Source organism: Paenibacillus sp. CAU 1782 (genome assembly GCF_054551715.1).
On the sequence record NZ_JBTOLL010000005.1, the window covers coordinates 280,792 to 301,284 of the forward strand.

The window sequence follows — 20,493 nt, forward strand, 5'->3', positions numbered from 1 at the left end:
TTCTCTGTTCCCACTATAAGGGTTGTAACTGCTCCGGTCAAGCGAACAGCGGGCCTCCCAATAGCCCCAAAAGCAAGGGCTGCAGCCCGTGGCTAGATGCCTTTTCGGGTGCAGCCCCATGTCTAGTGCTGTGCGCAATTACAAGGATTGGCTCCAGTCGTGCGTGATGCTGCCTTCCAGGAACCGCTCGCAGTCCAGCGCTGCCATACATCCGCTGCCCGCCGCCGTAATTGCCTGGCGGTATTTGCTATCCTGCACGTCGCCGCAGGCGAATACGCCCGGCACATTGGTTTCGGCTGTTCCCGGCTTTACCTTGATATAGCCGTGTTCATCCGTCTCTACCGCCCCGCCCAGAAACGCCGTATTGGGCGTATGCCCAATCGCAACGAAGATACCGTCCGTTTCCAGAACCTCTTCTTCGCCCGATGTGTTGTCGCGCACCTTCAGGCCGGTTACGCCCATGCCTGTCGCCACAACCTCTAGCGGGGTTTTATTCAAGCTCCACCCGATCTTTTCATTTTCGCGGGCGCGATCCTGCATGATCTTGGAAGCACGCAGCTCATCGCGGCGATGGACAAGCTCAACGTCAGTGGCAAACCGCGTCAGGAAGTTGGCTTCCTCCATAGCGGAATCGCCGCCGCCAACCACGATGATTTTTTTGCCCCGGAAAAAGAAGCCGTCACAGGTGGCGCAAGTGCTTACTCCTTTGCCTACGTTGTCCCGCTCGCCTGGGATACCGAGGTATTTGGCCGATGCTCCCGTTGAAATAATAACGGATTCCCCGACAATTTCTCCGTGTCCGTCAACCTGAAGCTTGAAGGGACGTTGACTCAGATCCACGCTCTCGACCCAGCCCGTTAAAAACTTTGCGCCGAAACGCTCCGCTTGCTTACGCATATTGGCCATTAAATCCGGTCCCATAATCCCTTCGGGAAAACCGGGAAAGTTCTCAACCTCGGTTGTTGTCGTCAATTGGCCGCCCGGCTCCGGTCCTTCAATAATGAGCGGATTCATGTTGGCCCGCGCCAGGTAGATAGCGGCCGTCAGGCCTGCAGGGCCCGTACCGATAATAATGGACTTGTACATGTTCCTCACCTCGAATTCGTGGTATAGAAATTCAACTAAAGCTTATAAGGCAGTCCGCCGCCTGCTAATCAATGCTTGCTTAATGGTCATCGATGTCCGCAAGCAAGGCGAATAATTAAATTCACTTCAAATCCTGGCCGGAGAAGACGGAGCTGATGCTCTTCATCTTTTCCTTAATTCCGCATACGCTGTCGATCAGCTTCACATGTTTGCTTACCGTAGCGATGGACGTGCCGTACCGAAGCGAAACTTCATGGTACGATATCGCGCGCCTGTGCATCTTGGCAGTCAAATATTCCAGCGCCGCCGCCCAGCCTTCCGGCTTCGTCAGCTTCGGCACGTCGGGGTACATACGGGTCAGAAATTCAACCCATAACGTCATCATATCATGCTGCTGCACCAAATCATAATGCTTGCTCATTCTGCTAATAGCCGCTTGCGCAACGGCTTCCCACTTATCGTCCCACTCCGGCAGCCTGGACGGCATCTGGCGCGGCTCGATAACAGCAGGTTTGCCCTCCAGCACGGCATGAAGCGGTTCCTGGACTCCGATGGTTCTCAGAACAAAAACAGCTATATTTTTCAAATAGTCGTCTTCGTCCGGTTCCAGCAGAAATGCTCGCAGCACATCCTTCACTTCATTGTCCGCAATCATGCCAAACGCCTGAATGACTTGCAGCTTCGTGCTTTGGTCGCCATGGCGCAATGCCCAGAAAAACGAGGAACGCACCAGAGGATCACGCTTCAAATGATCCGGCATGCCGTCTGACGACTTCTCCCACAGCTTGAACTGCTCCTCAAAGGGCAGATGATAGTGGTAGCTGACAGCGGGTCCGCCGCTGCCCGAACGGATCAATTCCAGCTGGCTCATATAGTAATGAGGAATTCCGGATGCCGGATCAAGCTTCATCGTCGATTTCCACAGTCGCTCCGCCTCATCGTACCTGCCGATATTGCAAGCCGCAACAGCGGCATAGTGGTACAAGCAAGGGTCCTGATGCACTCCGCCATCCTTCAATAGGCGGATAAAGTGACGGTAGGCGATGCCATGCTCCCCCAAAATCCCCATTGTAGTCGCCAGCTTAAACACATGCTCCTGATGGAAAGGCACGGTTTTGGTCAGCAGCGCCAGCAGCTCCGCCAGCTCCTCGCGATTGCCCTCGTGCTGATAGAATATCGCCAGGTTGCAAAGGGCATGCAAATTACCCGGTTCATGTTCCAGCACGCCGGCGATGGATTCCATAGCTTTATCAAACATGCCCATATAATAATAAGCGAGCGCCAGATTGTTGCGGGCAGCCAGAAAGTCGGGCTGCTTCTCCGCAATGCTCTCCAGAATGCGCACCGCTTCTGTAAATTTGCCTTCCTCCAGCAAAGCGCGAGCCTGATCATGCTCCACCATGCCTTCTCTGGATTTGATATTCGTCAACGTCATGGGCCGCTCCAGTTCAAAATGAAGAAGCTCCATCATTTCTTCGGCCTCGTCCAGGTATTGCCCTTCTGGATCCTCCTGCAAATATCGGATAAGCGAACCTTCTGCCGCTTCGTACATCTCCATGTTGGCGTAATTGTTCGCCATATAGAAGTGACATTCCGTCATCATCGGATCTAATTCGTCCAAAATCCAACCCAGGATGCGATTGGACTCCTCGTAATTGCCCATCTCCGACAAGATGCCCGCCATATTGCAATGGTTGACGGGATTGTCAGGCTCATATTCGATCGCCTTGCGAAAGTATTTCAGTGCCTTGTCGTAATGGAATCGGTCCAGAGAGCGCACCGCCCGCTCGAAAAAAAACGTGGCGTCCCATTGGATTGATATGATTTTTGCTTCTCCGCTCGCAGCCGCCGCTTTTTTTTCTTTCACTTGCAAGGCACCTCCTTTTTTACGATTATAACATAGCCGCCGCAACTCCACAGAAAAGAATATGTGGCAAATCGCGGACAGCCTTGGGCCGTCCGCGATTTTTTCACGGGAAAAACTATGAGATGTTGTTCAAAAAACGCGTTTTTTTGAACCCATGCTATCTATTTTCCGGTTAAACGCCTTTGTTCTTGAAGAGGGTGCTGATAGAGCCGCCATCCAGAATAATGCGCGTCGCTTCCGCCAGAAGCGGCGCTACCGACAGAATTCTGAATCGGTCCGGCGTAGTCTCCGGCAGCAGAATGGAGTCCGTTACAATGACTTCCTTGATGCTTGGGTGATCCAGACGCTGTATGGCGTTGCCTGAGAAAAGAGGGTGGGTGGCGCATACGTAGACATCCTCTGCTCCCCGCTCCTTCAAGCTTTCCACAACATTCACGATTGTTGAGCCCGTATCGATAAGGTCCTCGATAATAATCGGCGTTTGTCCCTCAACGTCCCCGATAACATGCGTAATGGATGACTCATTGTGCGCGGGACGTTTCTTGATCATGATGGCGAAGGACGTATCCAAATAATTGGCTAGCTTCTCGGCTGTCGAAGCGCGTCCGGCATCCGGCGACACGACAACAGGATTCTTAATATTTTTGGACTTCAGATAGTCGCTGATCAAGTCCAGCGCCGTCATATGGTCCACCGGAATATTAAAGAAGCCTTGGATAGCCGGGGCGTGCAGGTCGATTGTAATGACGCGCGTCGCTCCTACCGTCGTCAGCACATCCGCCAGCATTTTTGCCGAGATCGGCTCCCGCGGCGCAGCTTTGCGCTCCTGGCGGGCATAGCCGTAGTAAGGCATGATAATATTGACCGTGCGTGCGGATGCCCGCTTCGCCGCGTCGATCATGACCAACAATTCGACAAAATGCTCGTTGATGGGATGCGAGAACGACTGAACAAGAAAAACATCGCAGTTCCGAATCGTTTCTTCGTAGTGAACGTAAATTTCTCCACTTTTGAAACGTGACAATTTGATGGAACCAAGGTTCAGACCAAGCTCTGCACTAATCTTTTGAGCCAGCACGGGATTTGACGAACCCGAAAAAATACGTACCTTGTCGCTTAACATGATACCCTCCTGAGCGTTTCAACCAAATAATTTAAAACTTCGATCAATGCTTACTGTCCTATTATACATACATTTGTTGAGATTTCAAAAAGGTATTGTTATTATTTTCGACAATTCACCGCATTTTATTGGTTGTTGGCTTGCCATCGCGCTTCGACAGCTCGCTCATAATGTCGTCAAGCGGCAATCCGCGCTCCTTAAGCAATACCATTAGATGGAAAATGAGATCGCTGGCTTCGCTCCGCAGCTCGTCGTTGTCAGCGTTTTTGGCTGCAATAATAACCTCGGCCGCTTCTTCGCCGACCTTTTTCAATATTTTGTCCACACCTTTGTCGAACAGATACGAGGTGTACGTGCCTTCCGGACGCTCTGCGTACCGCTCGGCAATGACGGATTCCAGCTTGCCCAGCACTTCGAAGCGGTCGCCGCCCCCCGCGCTTTGGGAAAGACCCTCGTCACCGCCGGATGTCGGGATGTGATTGAAGAAGCAACTGTATTTGCCGGTGTGGCAAGCCGGTCCCTGCTGAACAACCCGTACCAGCAGCGTGTCGCCGTCGCAATCGTATGCCATGGACACAATGCGCTGTGTATGGCCGCTGGTTGCTCCTTTGTTCCACAGCTCGCTCCGCGAGCGGCTCCAGAACCAGGTGGTGCCGCTCTGGATGGACAGCTTCAGCGACTCCTCGTTCATATACGCCAGCATCAGCACTTCCTTGCTGGCCGCATCCTGCACAACGGCCGGCACAAGCCCGTCCGCTCCCCATTTGATCTTCAGCTCGTTATCCAAACCCGCTTCCGTCATCGAACCTCTACTCCTTTTGCGCGCAAATCGTCCTTCACTTCAGCAATCGTCATTTCCTTATAATGAAAAATCGTGGCCGCAAGCGCAGCATCCGCATTAGCTTCACTGAATACTTGTCCAAAATGGTTGATGGTGCCCGCTCCGCCGGACGCGATGACAGGTATGCCGACACGCTGTGATACAGCTTTGGTCAAGGCGATGTCAAATCCGTCTTTTGTGCCGTCCGCATCCATGCTGGTCAACAGGATTTCGCCCGCCCCAAGCTTTTGAATCTCGGAAGCCCATTCCAACGCACGGATGCCGGTGGACTGCCTTCCGCCATGCGTGTAGACCTCCCACTCGCCCCACTCAGCATTGTAACGAGCGTCAATGGCCACCACGATGCATTGCGAACCAAACTTGCGCGCTCCCTCCGATACTAGTGCGGGATTACGCACCGCAGCGGTGTTGATGCCGATTTTGTCCGCGCCCGCCCGCAGCAGACGTTTCATATCGTCTACATGGGAAATGCCGCCGCCAACGGTAAACGGAATGGTGATTTCGCCCGCCGTTCGCTTAACCACTTCAATCATGGTCGCTCTGCCTTCCACGGAAGCCGAGATATCCAGAAATATCAGCTCGTCGGCGCCTTCGCGATCATAGGTTGCAGCCAGCTCTACCGGGTCGCCCGCATCGCGCAAATTAACAAAATTGACTCCTTTAACCACGCGTCCGTCCTTTACGTCCAGACACGGAATGATTCGTTTTGCCAGCATGCGTCTACCCCTCTCTTCCCGTCAACCGCAAAAAATTGCCCAGCAGCTTCATGCCGAGCTCTCCGCTTTTCTCCGGGTGGAACTGCATGCCGAACAGTCTCTCCCGTCCAACAATCGCAGTGACGTCGCCATAATAGTCGCAGGTTGCCAGCAAATCGCCGGCTTGCTCGGTCTTAACGTGGAAGGAATGGACAAAATAAACATGCCCTTCTTCCAGCCCCTCCACAAGCGGCGAGTCCGCTTGCTTGAATTGCAGCTTGTTCCAGCCCATGTGAGGGATTTTGAAATCGCCGCTAAAGCGCGTCACCTTTCCCGGAAGCAATCCCAAGCCTTCATGGCTGCCATACTCCTCGCTTTGATCAAAAAGCAGCTGCATGCCAAGGCAGATGCCCAGCAGCGGCTTGCCGGATTTTGCATAAGCCTGTGTGACGGTGTCGAGTCCCGTTTCCCTCAGATTCTCCATCGCGTCTCCGAATGCTCCAACGCCGGGCAGAATAGCTCCGTCGGCCTCCGCGATGACCACAGGGTCGGCTGTTACCACGGCGGTATAGCCAAGCCGCTCAACGGCTTTGCTGACGCTGTGCAGATTGCCCATGCCGTAATCGATGATGGCAATCATCCTACAGCACTCCCTTCGTGGAAGGCACTCCTTGCACGCGCGGGTCGATGCTGGTCGCTTCGTCCAGCGCCCGTCCTAAAGCCTTAAACACCGCCTCGATCATATGATGCGTATTTTGCCCGTAATGCACAATCACGTGAAGAGTAATACGGGCTTCCAAAGCCAGCTTCCATAGAAACTCCTGCACCAGCTCGACCGAAAAGCTCCCCACTTGCGCGGACGGATAAGCAGCCCGGTATTCAAAATGCGGACGGTTGCTAATATCCACCACCACTTGCGCCAATGCTTCGTCCATCGGCACAAATACGCTGGCATAACGCTTGATGCCTTTTTTGTCGCCCAGTGCTCTGCGGAACGCGTCGCCAAGACAAATGCCGATATCCTCAACCGTATGGTGATCGTCGATTTCGATGTCGCCTTTGGCATCAACCTGAAGGTCGAATTGGCCGTGCTTCGTAAACAAATCCAGCATATGGTTCAGAAACGGCACATCCGTCTCCAGCTTGGCCTGGCCGCTGCCGTCCACCGCAAATGACAGCTTAATGTCCGTTTCGTTTGTTTTCCGCTCTATGGATGCCGAACGAATCTCTTGCTCACTCATGCCGATCCCTGCTTTCCTGAAAATAATGGTGTGAATACATTGACTCCTTGGATGCTTATAGAGTCATGTATCCCAATAATCCGTTACATTGCTGCCGCTAATTGTTATTGTCCGATCGCTTATCAAGTCGCCGATAGCAATTGTAAAATGGTTTAGTTAACGTCCCGCTCTTTCGCCAGCCGGATCTCGATCGCCCGCGCGTGGCCTTCCAGCCCTTCATGCCGAGCCAGCGTCATGATTTTATCGCCGTTTGCCATCAGCGCTTCCTTGCTGTAATAAATCAGGCTGGACTTTTTGAGAAAATCATCTACATTAACCGGAGAAGAAAACCGGGCCGTGCCGTTGGTTGGCAAAATGTGATTGGGTCCCGCAAAATAATCGCCTACCGGCTCCGAGCTGTACGGCCCCAAAAAGATAGCTCCCGCGTTTTCGATAAAGCCCAGCAGCTTCATGGGATCATCCGTCAATATTTCAAGATGCTCGGGGGCCAGCTGATTGATTACGTCGATGCCTTCCGCTAACGTATCTACCAAAAGCACCGCGCCATAGTTATCGATGGAGCTGCGTGCAATCGCCTGCCGAGGCAGGTCCGCCAGCTGACGCTCCACCTCTGCCGACACGGCTTCCGCCAGCTCTCTCGACGGCGTAACCAGGATGGAGGAAGCCATCTCGTCATGCTCTGCCTGGGAAAGCAGATCCGCAGCGATATAAGAGGCATCCGCATTACCGTCCGCCAACACTGCGATTTCGCTTGGACCTGCAATGCTGTCGATATCGACTGCGCCAAAAACGGCTCTTTTGGCCAGAGCGACATAAATATTGCCGGGGCCGCAAATTTTATCGACCGGATCAATCGTCTCCGTGCCGTAGGCCAACGCCGCTACCGCCTGCGCGCCTCCGACGCGGTAAATTTCCTTGACTCCCGCTTCCGCCGCAGCAACCAGGATAAAGGGGTCGATGCCTTCTTTGCCGCCCGTGGCAGGAGGAGTCACCATCACGATTTCCGGCACGCCCGCAACCTGTGCCGGTATTACGTTCATCAGCACGGAGGAGGGATACGCCGCTTTGCCGCCTGGCACATATACGCCCACGCGCTTCAGCGGACGCATGATTTGACCCAGCAGCGTACCGTCCGGCTGCAAATCCATCCAGGAATTGCGCAGCTGCTTTTCGTGGAATCTGCGAATGTTGACTGCTGCCTCCCTGATCGCGACCAGGAACGCTTCGTCCACTAACTTGTAAGCCGCATCAATATCATCCTGTGTCACTCGTAGCTGCGCGGCAGTGAGCTTCGAGCCGTCGAATTCCTCCGTGTAACGGAGCAATGCCGCATCACCCTCATTCTTGACGCCATCTACAATAGCAAGCGTCGCGCGATTTTGCTCCGGCGTGCCGTATTCCACTTCCCGCTTCAAGCCAAATGCTTTTGGAGACATGATTCTCATATCCGATCTCTCCCTTCATTTGAATCTGTACAGGCTTCTCCAGAACCTTTCACACTCTGGCCTGCCGCTGCCTTCATTGTTCAACTTGATAATGTCTTTATTTTTGGTCTTGGTTTCTCACTATAATTTCCTGCAGGCGATCGCACAGGCTTTGAATTCTGTCGTTTTTCAGCCGGTAGCTGACGCGGTTGGCGATCAAGCGGCTTGTGATGCCGAAAATCGGCTCCATCTCGACCAAACCGTTTTCCCTCAGCGTCTGCCCCGTCTCCACCATATCCACGATTCGATCGGCCAGACCAATCAGAGGAGCCAGCTCAATGGAGCCATTCAGCTTGATAACCTCCACCTGCTGTCCCCGCTCCCGAAAATAAGCCGATGCAACGTTTGGATATTTGGTTGCGACACGGGGATGAATCGTTGGCTTCCAGTCCGCCAATCCGATCACGGACATCCGGCATTTGGCAATGCCGAGATCCAGAAGCTCGTAAACATCCTTGTTTTCTTCCATCAGCACGTCCTTGCCAACAATGCCGATGTCCGCAACTCCATATTCCACATAAGTCGGCACATCGACGGGTTTGGCCATAATAAACTCCATCCCCGCCTCCGGCAGCTCGATAATCAGCTTTCTTGTATCGTCGAAATCGCTGGGGATCGGAAGGCCCGCTTCGCGAAACAGTTTGGAAGCTTGCTTGTATATACGCCCTTTAGGCATGGCTACTTTCAGCAAATCAGATCCGTTTCCGCTCATGATGATGTGGTCCCTCCCTTCACGCCCGCAGCGGGCAAATAAACAGCAAGGCCCGTATAGCTCAGGCCTTTATAATAGAATGGCGCCACTGCGCCTTCCAGCTCCAGAGGCAATGAATCCGCACGCTCCGTGACGGCGGCTGCGCCTATGCCGCGAAGACGCTGTGCTTCCGCCAGCGCTTCCCGCCGGCCTTCATTATTGTAAACAAGCAGTGTGCGCTCCTCCTGCTCCGTCTCCTCTATTCCAAGCAGCTCAAGCACGCGGGTTGTCTTGATGGCAAAGCCGGTAGCCGGAGCAGGCCGCCCGAATTGGGCAAGCAAATTGTCATAACGGCCGCCGCTGACAACAGGGAACCCAAGGTCGGCGGCATACCCTTCAAACGTCATGCCTGTATAATAGGAGAAATCGCCAATCATCGTCAGATCGATCAACACATGATCGCAAACGCCATAGGCGTCGAGCACATCCCAGATCTGGCACAGCTGCGTGATCGCCTTTTGCGCCTCTTCGCCTCCGCCAAGCCCCTGCGCCTGACGACAAATCTCCACGCCGCCACGCAAGCGCAGAATGCTTTCCAGCTCGCTCTGCACTGCTTCTTCCAGATTGAAACGTTTGAGCTGGTCCCGGTAACCTACATAGTCACGACCAAGCAGACAGGACTTCAGCGTTTCCTGCGCGTCCTTCCGGTCCTTCAGCAATTCCCCGAACAAAGCATTCAGAAAACCGACATGGCCAATCGCAATTTTGAAACGCTCCGCGCCTGCCGCTTTTAACGAAGCAATAGCCAACGCCACTACTTCCGCATCCGCTTCCGGCGAGGAATCCCCGACCAACTCTACACCCGTCTGGAAGAACTCCGCGTCTCTTCCCGATTCCTCTTCAATGGAACGGAATACATTGGAATGATAAGAAAGCCGCAGAGGAAAATCAGACTCACGCAGCAACGACGAAACGACACGCGCAATCGGCGCCGTCATTTCGGAGCGCAATACCAGAGTTGTTCCGCGGCTATTCAGCAGCTTATACAGCTTTTGATCCGAAGTGGAGCTGGCCATGCCGACCGTATCGTAAAATTCCATCGTAGGAGTCATAATCTGCTCATAGCCCCAGCCTTGCATACAGGCTAGAGCTTTATTCTCAATATAACGCAGCTTCTTGACAGCCGCGGGCAAATAGTCCTTGACGCCGGCGGGCTTCTCGAACATCTTTGGCTTCGACATTTTAAAACTCCCTTAATCGCTTTAATATATTAAAGTGCTACCATGTTACCATGCTAACAAAATAAAGAACGTAGAGCATATATTAGCACGGGAAGTGCTATTCGTCAAGCTGCTCAGGAGCGGAACGGCGGCAGCAAAAATGTCTCTTGACGGGCATCCGCGGCTTATCCGCTTCCTCCTGTCCAAGAGACATTTATGACCAGAGCGCGCCGGCTATTGGCGGCCGGCATTGCTGTTCTCCCAAGCTGCTTAGTTGCTGGCGCTCTTCCCATTGTCCTGCATCCTCATTTTTGCCGCCGCGACCGCCCTGGTTTCAGGAGTTCCCTTCAGCCCCGGGAGCTGCCTTCAGCACCTGCATGGGATTTCCCCCAACAAAGGAGCCAGGCGGCACATCCTTATGCACCAGCGTGGCAGCCGACACAACGGCCCCATCGCCAATCGTGACGCCCGGCAAAATGGTGCAATTGGCTCCAATCATCACATCGTTGCCAATGACCACATCGCCAAGCCGATATTCACGCAGTAAGTATTCATGAGTCAAAATCGTCGTATTGTATCCGATAATACTGTTTCGGCCTACGGAAATCCGCTCGGGAAAAAATACATCCACCATAGCCATCAGGCCAAATGCGGCGTATTCCCCCACCTTCATCCCCAGCACATGCCGGTAGATTGCGTTTTTCCAAGACAATACGGGACAATATCTTGCCAACTGGATAAAAATGAAATTGCGGATGCCTTTTATAAAGCTGACACTGGAATAAATCTGCCACAGTGAATTGGGTCCCTCTACAGGATGCCGCTCCACCTTACGCATGGGTTTCCTTCTCCAGCCCGGCAAAGGCATACAGTTCTCTCATATCGTCGATAATGTAATCCGCCCCCGCTTCCCGAAGTATCTCGGCCCCTTTGAGCGACCAGGCAACCCCAACGGCCGTAACGCCGGCGGCAACCGCAGACTTCATGTCCACGGCGCTATCCCCTACCATGATCGCTTGGGAAGGCTCAACGCCTAGCTGCTCCAGCACTTTCAGCACCGGTTCCGCATGCGGCTTTGGATTAACGACGTCATCGACCGTCACGATCGCATCCACATCCTTGCGAATACCGACAAAGTCCAGCCCCTTTTCCGTTGTAAGCCTAATCTTCGTTGTTACGACGCCTATCTGAATGCCGGCATTATGCAGCTTCTCCAGCACCTCGTTTACAAAAGGAAACGGACGCACATATTGGTCATGCAGTCGCAGATTCACTTCCCGATAAGCGCGGATTAAATGGCCGACATCCTGTTGGCCGGAGAACTGTCTCAACTGGTCTTCCAGAGTCAGCCCCATGTGGGGAATAATGTGCTCCTTCCCGAAGTCGGGAGGCACAATTCCTTTTAACGCCTCCATAAAAGAGGTCATGATCAATTCATTTGTATCCAGTATCGTGCCGTCCAAATCGAACAACACCGTGGTGTATGCTTTCATCTTGAAGTCTAGTCCTCCCGATCCGGGCAGAACGCCCGGCTATGTTGGTCAATCTCCGCCCCCGCCGTCACCGCCGCTATCGCTGCCACCACCGTCATTTCCTCCGTCACTGCTGCTATCATCGTTGCTTCCCGATTTTTTGCCGCTGCCGGATTTGTGACCAGATCCGCCCGATGAGGCATCAACAGCCGATGATGAGCGGTCAACGCTATGGCGTTTAGCGGTCTTTTGTTTTTTGCTGACTTCCGGCTCTGCGTTGCGCTCCGGCTTTGTTGTTATAATAGGGTCGCTGTATCGTACATTAGCCGCCCCGGTTACACGCCTCACAATAATGAAGACAATAGCAGCCGCAATCAATAGAAGCGCCAGCAATTGCGAAATCCGTATATTCCCGTATGCAGGGTCCAGATAACCCGGCTCAAAGACACCGCTAATCGGCGACCAGAGCGCACGCATGAAATCAGCCAGCCATTGAGGCCCGATAAAAGCCAAACTATCAATACGCAGCGCCTCGATGAAAAACCGTCCAATGGAATACCAAATGAAATAGGAAGCCATCAGTTCCCCTGCACGCAAAAACTTTTGACGGCGCAGCAGGAAGAGAACGCCTATTCCAAGCAAGCTCCAGAGCGATTCATACAGGAAAGCCGGATGGCGGAACGCTCCTTCCGGAACCGCAGAATCGATAATGTACATATTGTCGACGATAAAAGAAGGCAAATGTAGCGTTTGGCGCAAAAAGGACTCGTCCACAGGAGCGCCGTACGCTTCCTGATTCATAAAGTTTCCCCAACGTCCAATCATTTGTCCCGCCAATAGCGACGGAACAGATATGTCCACAATTCGCCAGAAGCTGTAGCCCTTATAGCGGGAGTAGATGATACCGCATATAAACGCGCCGATGATGGCGCCATAGATAGCTATGCCGCCATTCCATATTTTGAACACATCAAGAAAATTGCCTTTGTAGTCATCCCACTTGAATGCTACGTAATAGATCCGAGCTGCAATAATCGCCGATGGAGCGCCAAGGAGCAGCAAGTCCATAAAGAAGTCGGGCTTAATGCCAAAGCGCTTGCCCTCCTGTATAGCCAGCAGCAGCCCAGCCAGCGCAGCCAATCCCAGAATGACGCCATACCAGCGCACCTCGAGACCGCCCAGCTGAAAAAAAATCGGGTTAATCGACAATGTATGCATACTTTTTATCTTCTCCTTGCTATATCATATGAATTGCAGTTAAGGCTAAAGTGATGCCGGATGGCATCATCTATCGTCAATCGTAATCATCCATGTCGTCCGCGATCGTTTCCGTCAGCTTGTTCGTAAACTGCAGCGCCGCATTGTAACCCATCCGTTTCAAACGGAAGTTCATAGCAGCCACCTCAATAATAACGGCAAGATTTCGCCCTGGCCGTACCGGAATTGTCACTAGAGGCACATCCGTATCAATGATCCTTGTCGTTTCCTCATCCAGGCCCAGACGGTCATATTGCTTGTCCTGCTGCCAGTTTTCCAGCTTGATCACAAGCCCGATCCGCTTCTGCGTCCGGACAGCCCCTGCACCAAACAGCGTCATGGCATTAATAATGCCCAAGCCGCGAATTTCGAGCAAATGGCGAATCAGCTCGGGAGCTGTACCGTGCAGCTGCCCATCCGACGTTTGGCGAATTTCAACCGCATCGTCCGCTACCAGCCTGTGGCCGCGTTTGACCAATTCCAACGCCGTTTCGCTTTTGCCGATTCCGCTTCCGCCGGTAATCAGCATTCCCACTCCGTAAACATCGACCAAAACGCCGTGAATTGTGGCCGTCGGAGCCAGCTTGCGCTCTAGAAAATCCGTGATGCGGCTGGACAAAATAGTCGTTGCCACATTGCTCCGCAGCACTGGCGTATTAGTGGCATTGGACTGATCCACCAGTTCTTTGGGAGCTTCCAAACCGCGCGTCAAAATAATGCATGGCGTCTCTTCATGGCACAAACGAACCATCCGATTATTGCGCTCTTCGCTATCCAGCATATTCAGAAACGATATTTCCGTCCGGCCAAGCAATTGTACCCGCTCGCTGGGATGATAGTGGAAGTAACCTGCCATTTCCAGACCGGGCCGATATAAATCATCAACCGTAATTTTACGCTTCAAACCGTCTTCACCCGAAATGATCTCCAATTGAAAATGCCGTACGAGCTCAGAAACCTTTACTTTTTTCGGCAAGGTTAAGCCTCCTCAAGCGCTGTTATCTGTCCTAGCGCCGTTATTATGTATGATAGCATCCCGCTTGCAGACGGGATCCATATTTCCAATGTCTTCATCGTAATGCAAAAAGGCGCCGAAAGCAACGTTTCCGCCGCTGGCGCCTTTCATTATATATGCCGTAAATCGACTTCAGAGAATGCTCAACGAGCCAATTGTCCGTTGTTCAAGCGTTCGGAGCAGCTCCAAGTTATCCACGACTTCCGATAAAGACGAATACGAATCTAATTGCAGCTGGTCCAGCAGCATCTCCATTTCTTTCTCGTTTGCCAAAATGCCTGCGCCAGCCAATGCACGTTCCATTCCCTCGATATCCGCGCTTTCATTAATGTCAGCCAGCTTTGCGCTTGCCTGTTCAGCCAATACAGCAGCTTCCTCACATAATGGATGATGCGGATCATTCCACAAATCAAAGATGCTCCCCTGTTGGGCATCCAGTTGCACTTCCGAAGCCATCAACTTAAGCGCTCCTCCGATAAAAGCACCCTGCTCAAGCTTTAACCGGAGCCGGCCGGCGGTCGGCGATATCAGCACATTTCTAAATACGCCGCTTAAGCTCAAAGGACCTGATAGATGGACGGCCACCTCAGCAACACTCGCGCTGCCCTCTAAATGTACGTTCAACAGCTGGCTTTGCAGCAAAATTATTTCTTCTCCATGTTCGGCGCTGCTTCTGAATGAAAGACTACTTTGATGAATGGGTTGCGGTTTCTCCGCCTCAACTGCCGCCATCGGATCTCCTGCAATGACCAGCGTTGTTCCAGCCACCTTTACGCTATCCAGCAGCGTAACGCCTCCGGCAGGAAGATGAATAACAAGATCACCGTCCACTTCAATGTTTTGTAGCGTAAACTCTCCTTCTCCTTTAATAATGAGAAGAGCTTTATCCCCGGTCACTATCAGCTTTCCGTCGCACGGTCCGGCCAATATCCCCTTTTCATCTTTTGAAGCTTCAACCTCCAGCTTTCCATTAAATACGCCCGGCTCTTTGAACCAGCGTACTGCCGAGCTATAACCTTCCGTTCTTCGTCCCAGCATTGCTTCGCCATTCGCCATATAGTTTTTATTTACCGATCCGGCCTGCATGCGCTATCCCTCCTACGCAGCTATATACAAAAAAAATGAACCGTACTGTTCAGCACGATTCATTCTACCATGATACATTAGAAAAAAATGTAATCCAGCATACATAAAACCTATTATTCAAGCGAGGCGCAAGCCTTCAGTTCTTCGGGATCCGTAATCGTAATTTGCTTGCGAACAATTTGGATGATGCCTCTGTTCTGCATGTCGGACAATATTTTGGTAACCGTTTCTCTTGTGGTTGCCGTCATATCCGCGATCTGATGATGCGTCAGCTTTAACGGTATGATATGTTTGCCGGTCTGTTCCTCGCTCATTCGGAACAGAAGCCGCGCCACTCGAGAGTTGGCAGAATTAAAAGCAAGATCCGCTATTAATTCATTGGCCTTGCGAAGCCTTTCCAGCGTCGTATTTAATATTTTTATAAAAATATCCGGTTTCTTTTGAAGCAGCTCTAGAAAATGAGCTCTTCTTAATATAAAGACCTTCGTTTTTTCCAACGTGCTTGCGGATGCGGAACGAACGCTTTGATCGCCGAATAACGCCATCTCGCCAAAGTAATCATGTCCGTGAAAAACGGTAAGGATGATTTCTCGTCCTTCTTCTTGTCGATATATTTTAACGGCTCCGGACTGTATGATATAAAGCTCGTTGCCTTCTTCCTTCTCCCAAAACAGATTGCTGCCTTTGTCGTATTCCTTAACGACCAGCAAAGACGCAATTTCCGCGATCTCTTCATCATTTAAATGTTCGAAAAGCGGGAGTTTCTTCAAAAACGAAATCTCTTTCATTTTGCCGCTCCTTTCATCAGCTTTAGTTAGCAGCAGCATCCCTAGTATAGCATATAATCCCACAAAATTCCGATAGGCACGAAAAGAGCCTTCGGAGGATCCGAAGGCTCAGTTACCCTCAATGAGGGATTAGTTTTCGTAGATGTTCAATTCTGTTTCTTTATCGAAAAGATGTGTTTTGTTCATGTCAAGCGCCAGTTTAACGTTAGCGCCGTCACGTACGCCGGAACGACCGTCAACACGAGCGATTACAGTGTCAGTGCCGATGCCGTTCAGGTACAGGTACATTTCGTGACCAAGGTTTTCAGCAACCTCTACGTTTGCGTTAACAATCGTGTTAGGGGATGCTTCCAGGAATACCGGCTCTTCATGGATGTCCTCAGGACGAATGCCCAGGATAACCTCTTTGCCAATGTAGCCTTTGGAGCGCAGTGTAGCTGCTTTGCCTTCAGGAACAACAACGTCAACACCGGAAGCTTTGAAGCGCAGAGCGCCACCTTGCTCGCTAAGCGTACCCGTTACGAAGTTCATGGAAGGAGCGCCGATAAAACCTGCTACGAAAATATTAACCGGATGGTTGTACAGCTCTTCCGGAGAAGCTGTTTGTTGAATAAAGCCGTCTTTCATAACAACGATGCGATCGCCCATTGTCATGGCTTCGATCTGGTCATGCGTTACGTAGATTGTAGTTGTTTCCAGACGTTTAGTCAGTTTGCTGATCTCCGCGCGCATTTGACCGCGAAGTTTGGCATCAAGGTTGGAAAGTGGTTCGTCCATCAAGAATACTTGTGGTTCGCGGACAATCGCACGACCCAAGGCAACCCGTTGACGCTGACCGCCGGAAAGAGCTTTAGGTTTACGCTCAAGCAAATGCTCGATATCAAGAATTTTAGCAGCTTCACGAACGCGTTTGTCGATGTCTGCTTTTTTAAATTTACGAAGTTTAAGACCAAATGCCATGTTTTGATAAACGTTCATATGCGGATACAAGGCATAGGATTGGAATACCATCGCGATGTCGCGGTCTTTAGGAGCAACGTCATTGACAAGACGGTCGCCGATAAACAATTTACCCTCGGAAATTTCTTCAAGGCCTGCGATCATACGAAGAGTCGTCGATTTACCGCAGCCGGATGGGCCAACCAATACGAGAAACTCTTTGTCCTTGATATCGAGGTTTACATCAGTTACCGATGCTTTATCGGATCCCGGATATTTTTTGTAAATGCCTTCTAAGCGTACGCCTGCCATGATTTGTTTCCCCCTAAAAAGAATTTTCGGTTATGCATCTATCTTATCCCACATATGGGCTGATGACTATGCACATACTTTACAAAAAAACTAATTCCTTTTCGTAACTTTATACAATAGTAATATGATTTTGACTAATACCGCATCACGAAATTGGCGCACATCAAGCCCCGTCTCCTGCTTCAGCTTGTCCAGCCGGTACAGCAACGTGTTTCGATGGATATATAGTTTCTTTGCCGTTTCGCTGACATTGCAGTCCAATGAGAAAAAAGCATCCAGCGTTGCCTGCATCTCCGTATCGACGAATAAGTCCGCTCTTTTTAACGATTGCTCCAAATATTTGGAGCGATGCAGCTCCGGTATGGCGTTAAGCAGTCTCTCCAACTGAAGCATCCAAGGCAGATGAATATTTGTGCCTACATGAAATTTTCGGCCAAGGTTGATCGTTTCGCGCAGCATCAGGGTTGTTTCGACCATCCCCTGAGACGGAATGACGGGGTGGGTAACTGCTAGATGACATTCGCCAAGCCATTCGCTTGCCAGCATTTCATGCAGACCCGACGCGATTGATGCCAAGCTGTCTTCAACGCTTTCTTCCTCCGTCCCGTCTCCAAATTCCGCCTCTTCATCCTTGAGAAGAGAAAGCGGCCCCCAGATCAGCCACTCTTGGCTTTTGAGCGGAATAAGCAATACTTCATCCGACAGAAACGAACGCAAGAGCTTCTCCAGCTCAATGTACCCTGTGCCTTTCGTATTGACTTGCTCAGCAATAAGAAGGAAAGGAACCATCTCATGATAAAGCCGGCTTCCTACAGTTAGATGGTCGGGCAGTGAAAACGCCGGTTTTTCAGCTTCAAGCTGCTTTTGGAGCCATTCGCTCAGTTTCAGCGCAAATTTTTCCGATTCAGATATCGACGAGGTGTCATTCGTGCCGCCTAAGCCTCCATTAGCAACCTGCAGACTCCAGCCTACTAGTTTTAGCTCCGTAGGCGATAAGCTATCGCCCTGCACTTCAAGGATTTTAAGCTGTTCGCCTTCAACACTGGCCACAAACCATATCATTCCATCTCGTTTAATATGCAAGCCAGGCGTCGGTTCACTTTGGTTTTCATCTACCGCAGAGGTTTTCCATTCTTGAACTGTCTTGGTGCTTAGCCCAACAGGGCTTTTCAAAATGTGCTGCAGCGGCTTCAACCAATCTGTTGTGCTCATTGCTCTGTACCCACACTCCATCCAAAACGCTCTTTTCCGCAATTGTACCATAAATGGATGCTACAGTTCAGCTAGCCCTACTACAAGCCCCGCTTGGCTTGTAAATTAATGATTCAGTTATCCCACCAAGCAGGCCCGCCTCTAGAGTCAGGTTTAGACACCGACCGGGATGGGATACCTGCAAAGTTCAGCTCCGATGCATGAGATATCTGCCAAGTTCAGCGAGGTGCGGGATAGGATGGGATTCGTGTTGGTCGGCGACTAATATAGTTGTTTAGGGCGTTTTGGCGTTTCTCCGTTTTGTTATCGTTTGAGGCTTCTGCGCGATGGACTTTAATTAGTTTAGCTAGCTAGTCATTCTGTCATTTGCTATTCTTGTCAGTTGTCAGCTTCAGCGTATGCGATTGGTTTATGGTTGGTTTGGTATTTTGATTGCAGTTCGTTTATTGTTGGTTTGTGGTTTGTGGTTTGTAGTTTGTGGTTTGTAGTTTGTGGTTTGTGGTTTGTGGTTTGTGGTTTGTGGTTTGTGGTTTGTGGTTTGTGGTTTGTGGTTTGTGGTTTGTGGCCTGTAATTGGATTGCTATTTTGTTTATGGTTGGTTTGCGATTGGTTCGCAGTTCATTTGTATTTGTGTTTGAATTAGTTTGTGATTTATTCGCGATTAATTAACATTTCGTTTTTGATTGGATTACAGTTCGTTATGGTTAGTTTTGTAACGGACATTTTTGACCGTTAGAGAGGGGAAACACACATTTTACGTATTTTAATGGTCATACGTGACCATTAGCGGCCACATTTGATGAAATAACCGCGTTTTGGGCTTTTAATGGACGGATTTGACCGTTAGAAGTTCAGTTTATCACGATTTGGCTGGCTAATGGACACGGATGTCCATTACAGAATGATCAGCGCTTTGATTCGCCCCTGGAGTTGATTTTCTTGTCCTACCATTGTCCTTCTCAGCTGATCTGGTGTGATGTTTGATTAAATCCCAAGTATTCCATTCTAATAATCGTAATGGTATTGGTGGCGGCAGCGATATCGGTATAAGTATCAGTATCAGTATCAGTATCAGTATCAGTATCAGTATCAGTATCAGTATCAGTATCAGTATCAGTATCAGTATCGTTATCATTATGACAAGACAAAGGCAATCAATAAACATCAAGCAATCAACCAAAGAACAGGCAATCAAAAGCCAGGTAATCCTACAGAAGTTCCCAAACACATCCGATAAAGGTTCCTAAACACATCTGATAAAATTCAGAGACACAAAAAAAGAGAGGTTTTCCTCTCTTGAATGTAAGTATGAAATAAAACTGGTGAGCCATGAAGGACTCGAACCTTCGACACCCTGATTAAAAGTCAGGTGCTCTACCAACTGAGCTAATGGCTCCTGATGTAGGAAATGGTGGAGGGCGATGGATTCGAACCACCGAACTCAGAGAGAGCAGATTTACAGTCTGCCGTGTTTAGCCACTTCACTAGCCCTCCACATTTGCGATTCCGTCTGCCAAAAGCAAAAGAATCAATGGTGGCTCGGGACGGAATCGAACCGCCGACACGAGGATTTTCAGTCCTCTGCTCTACCGACTGAGCTACCGAGCCTAATGATTATGAAATTATAATGGCGGAGCTGACGGGATTCGAACCCGCGGTCTCCTGCGTGACAGGCAGGCATGTTAGGCCTCTACACCACAGCTCCGGATTATAATGGTGGAGGATGACGGGATCGAACCGCCGACCCTCTGCTTGTAAGGCAGATGCTCTCCCAGCTGAGCTAATCCTCCATATGGTAGCGGCGAAGGGGATCGAACCCCCGACCTCACGGGTATGAACCGTACGCTCTAGCCAGCTGAGCTACACCGCCACATGTTCCCGAAAAAGCGTTCCTTGCAACGTTCGGGACCGAGTGCAAGTTCAGGAAATGACATAACCAAATGTCATGTGCAATTATCATTACTGTTGCAGAGCTTGTCTGCTCAATAATGAATGTTGCGCCCTGAAAACTGGATACGAAAGAGTGCTTCACGTGTACTTCAGCTGGTTGCTTGACGCTTGTATGAGCAATCAAGTCTAATAGGATAAGCCCTCGACCGATTAGTATTCGTCAGCTCCACACATTGCTGTGCTTCCACCCCGAACCTATCAACCTCGTCGTCTT

The 20,493-nt window shown here is 50.8% G+C and carries 18 protein-coding genes, 6 tRNA genes and 1 rRNA gene; all 25 read right to left on the reverse strand.

The window, feature by feature from the left end:
• Positions 1–138: 138 nt before the first annotated feature.
• The gene (gene trxB / locus ACX93W_RS14765; RefSeq protein WP_459393137.1) at positions 139–1,086 is read right to left on the reverse strand and encodes a thioredoxin-disulfide reductase; all 948 of its coding nucleotides are present in this window, start codon (positions 1,084–1,086) and stop codon (positions 139–141) included.
• Between the two features lie 121 nt (positions 1,087–1,207).
• The gene (locus tag ACX93W_RS14770; RefSeq protein ID WP_459393138.1) at positions 1,208–2,953 is read right to left on the reverse strand and encodes a tetratricopeptide repeat protein; all 1,746 of its coding nucleotides are present in this window, start codon (positions 2,951–2,953) and stop codon (positions 1,208–1,210) included.
• Positions 2,954–3,125: 172 nt separating this feature from the next.
• A complete protein-coding gene (locus tag ACX93W_RS14775; protein WP_459393139.1) occupies positions 3,126–4,076 on the reverse strand; it encodes a ribose-phosphate diphosphokinase in 951 nt (316 codons plus the stop codon).
• 115 nt (positions 4,077–4,191) lie between these two features.
• Entirely contained in the window at positions 4,192–4,878 is a 687-nt protein-coding gene (gene hisIE, locus ACX93W_RS14780; protein ID WP_459393140.1) for a bifunctional phosphoribosyl-AMP cyclohydrolase/phosphoribosyl-ATP diphosphatase HisIE, read from the reverse strand.
• Complete coding sequence (hisF, locus tag ACX93W_RS14785) at positions 4,875–5,633, reverse strand: imidazole glycerol phosphate synthase subunit HisF (RefSeq protein WP_459393141.1); 759 nt, start codon at positions 5,631–5,633, stop codon at positions 4,875–4,877. The genes hisIE and hisF overlap by 4 nt, the downstream gene beginning before the upstream one ends.
• Before the next feature lie 4 nt (positions 5,634–5,637).
• Positions 5,638–6,252, reverse strand: a complete 615-nt coding sequence (hisH, locus tag ACX93W_RS14790; RefSeq protein ID WP_459393142.1) for an imidazole glycerol phosphate synthase subunit HisH — start codon at positions 6,250–6,252, stop codon at positions 5,638–5,640.
• A gap of 1 nt (position 6,253) precedes the next feature.
• A complete protein-coding gene (hisB, locus tag ACX93W_RS14795) occupies positions 6,254–6,853 on the reverse strand; it encodes an imidazoleglycerol-phosphate dehydratase HisB (protein WP_459393143.1) in 600 nt (199 codons plus the stop codon).
• Positions 6,854–7,005: 152 nt separating this feature from the next.
• Entirely contained in the window at positions 7,006–8,298 is a 1,293-nt protein-coding gene (gene hisD, locus ACX93W_RS14800) for a histidinol dehydrogenase (protein ID WP_459393144.1), read from the reverse strand.
• A gap of 97 nt (positions 8,299–8,395) precedes the next feature.
• Entirely contained in the window at positions 8,396–9,049 is a 654-nt protein-coding gene (hisG, locus tag ACX93W_RS14805) for an ATP phosphoribosyltransferase (protein ID WP_459393145.1), read from the reverse strand.
• On the reverse strand, positions 9,046–10,269 hold the full coding sequence (locus ACX93W_RS14810) for an ATP phosphoribosyltransferase regulatory subunit (RefSeq protein WP_459393146.1): 1,224 nt from the start codon (positions 10,267–10,269) through the stop codon (positions 9,046–9,048). The genes hisG and ACX93W_RS14810 overlap by 4 nt, the downstream gene beginning before the upstream one ends.
• Before the next feature lie 313 nt (positions 10,270–10,582).
• Positions 10,583–11,086 (reverse strand): acyltransferase, encoded by a 504-nt coding sequence (locus ACX93W_RS14815; protein ID WP_459393147.1) that lies wholly within the window; start codon positions 11,084–11,086, stop codon positions 10,583–10,585.
• Complete coding sequence (locus ACX93W_RS14820; RefSeq protein WP_459393148.1) at positions 11,079–11,741, reverse strand: HAD-IA family hydrolase; 663 nt, start codon at positions 11,739–11,741, stop codon at positions 11,079–11,081. The genes ACX93W_RS14815 and ACX93W_RS14820 overlap by 8 nt, the downstream gene beginning before the upstream one ends.
• 48 nt (positions 11,742–11,789) lie before the next feature.
• Positions 11,790–12,938 (reverse strand): prolipoprotein diacylglyceryl transferase, encoded by a 1,149-nt coding sequence (lgt, locus tag ACX93W_RS14825; RefSeq protein WP_459393149.1) that lies wholly within the window; start codon positions 12,936–12,938, stop codon positions 11,790–11,792.
• A gap of 76 nt (positions 12,939–13,014) precedes the next feature.
• The gene (gene hprK / locus ACX93W_RS14830; RefSeq protein ID WP_459393150.1) at positions 13,015–13,953 is read right to left on the reverse strand and encodes an HPr(Ser) kinase/phosphatase; all 939 of its coding nucleotides are present in this window, start codon (positions 13,951–13,953) and stop codon (positions 13,015–13,017) included.
• Positions 13,954–14,124: 171 nt separating this feature from the next.
• A complete protein-coding gene (locus ACX93W_RS14835) occupies positions 14,125–15,078 on the reverse strand; it encodes a hypothetical protein (RefSeq protein ID WP_459393151.1) in 954 nt (317 codons plus the stop codon).
• Between the two features lie 113 nt (positions 15,079–15,191).
• Positions 15,192–15,866, reverse strand: a complete 675-nt coding sequence (locus tag ACX93W_RS14840) for a Crp/Fnr family transcriptional regulator (protein WP_459393152.1) — start codon at positions 15,864–15,866, stop codon at positions 15,192–15,194.
• Positions 15,867–15,995: 129 nt separating this feature from the next.
• A complete protein-coding gene (locus ACX93W_RS14845) occupies positions 15,996–17,117 on the reverse strand; it encodes an ABC transporter ATP-binding protein (protein WP_459393153.1) in 1,122 nt (373 codons plus the stop codon).
• Positions 17,118–17,207: 90 nt separating this feature from the next.
• Complete coding sequence (locus ACX93W_RS14850) at positions 17,208–18,329, reverse strand: PucR family transcriptional regulator (protein ID WP_459393154.1); 1,122 nt, start codon at positions 18,327–18,329, stop codon at positions 17,208–17,210.
• A gap of 1,320 nt (positions 18,330–19,649) precedes the next feature.
• Positions 19,650–19,725 (reverse strand) — tRNA-Lys (locus ACX93W_RS14855).
• A gap of 13 nt (positions 19,726–19,738) precedes the next feature.
• Positions 19,739–19,823: transfer RNA gene (locus ACX93W_RS14860), tRNA-Tyr, on the reverse strand.
• A 38-nt stretch (positions 19,824–19,861) separates the two neighbouring features.
• Positions 19,862–19,937 (reverse strand) — tRNA-Phe (locus tag ACX93W_RS14865).
• Positions 19,938–19,957: 20 nt separating this feature from the next.
• A tRNA-Asp gene (locus ACX93W_RS14870) sits at positions 19,958–20,034 on the reverse strand.
• A 9-nt stretch (positions 20,035–20,043) separates the two neighbouring features.
• Positions 20,044–20,119: transfer RNA gene (locus ACX93W_RS14875), tRNA-Val, on the reverse strand.
• 3 nt (positions 20,120–20,122) lie between these two features.
• Positions 20,123–20,199, reverse strand: a tRNA-Met gene (locus tag ACX93W_RS14880).
• A 210-nt stretch (positions 20,200–20,409) separates the two neighbouring features.
• A 23S ribosomal RNA gene (locus tag ACX93W_RS14885) occupies positions 20,410–20,493 on the reverse strand; the annotation flags it as partial.

Coding starts and splice junctions, on each gene's coding strand:
- trxB (WP_459393137.1), bottom strand. CDS start 1,086: ATGTACAAGTCCATTATTATCGGTACGGGCCCTGCAGGCCTGACGGCC.
- ACX93W_RS14775 (WP_459393139.1), bottom strand. CDS start 4,076: ATGTTAAGCGACAAGGTACGTATTTTTTCGGGTTCGTCAAATCCCGTG.
- hisIE (WP_459393140.1), bottom strand. CDS start 4,878: ATGACGGAAGCGGGTTTGGATAACGAGCTGAAGATCAAATGGGGAGCG.
- hisF (WP_459393141.1), bottom strand. CDS start 5,633: ATGCTGGCAAAACGAATCATTCCGTGTCTGGACGTAAAGGACGGACGC.
- hisH (WP_459393142.1), bottom strand. CDS start 6,252: ATGATTGCCATCATCGATTACGGCATGGGCAATCTGCACAGCGTCAGC.
- hisB (WP_459393143.1), bottom strand. CDS start 6,853: ATGAGTGAGCAAGAGATTCGTTCGGCATCCATAGAGCGGAAAACAAAC.
- hisD (WP_459393144.1), bottom strand. CDS start 8,298: ATGAGAATCATGTCTCCAAAAGCATTTGGCTTGAAGCGGGAAGTGGAA.
- hisG (WP_459393145.1), bottom strand. CDS start 9,049: ATGAGCGGAAACGGATCTGATTTGCTGAAAGTAGCCATGCCTAAAGGG.
- ACX93W_RS14810 (WP_459393146.1), bottom strand. CDS start 10,269: ATGTCGAAGCCAAAGATGTTCGAGAAGCCCGCCGGCGTCAAGGACTAT.
- ACX93W_RS14815 (WP_459393147.1), bottom strand. CDS start 11,086: ATGCGTAAGGTGGAGCGGCATCCTGTAGAGGGACCCAATTCACTGTGG.
- ACX93W_RS14820 (WP_459393148.1), bottom strand. CDS start 11,741: ATGAAAGCATACACCACGGTGTTGTTCGATTTGGACGGCACGATACTG.
- lgt (WP_459393149.1), bottom strand. CDS start 12,938: ATGCATACATTGTCGATTAACCCGATTTTTTTTCAGCTGGGCGGTCTC.
- ACX93W_RS14835 (WP_459393151.1), bottom strand. CDS start 15,078: ATGCAGGCCGGATCGGTAAATAAAAACTATATGGCGAATGGCGAAGCA.
- ACX93W_RS14840 (WP_459393152.1), bottom strand. CDS start 15,866: ATGAAAGAGATTTCGTTTTTGAAGAAACTCCCGCTTTTCGAACATTTA.
- ACX93W_RS14845 (WP_459393153.1), bottom strand. CDS start 17,117: ATGGCAGGCGTACGCTTAGAAGGCATTTACAAAAAATATCCGGGATCC.
- ACX93W_RS14850 (WP_459393154.1), bottom strand. CDS start 18,329: ATGAGCACAACAGATTGGTTGAAGCCGCTGCAGCACATTTTGAAAAGC.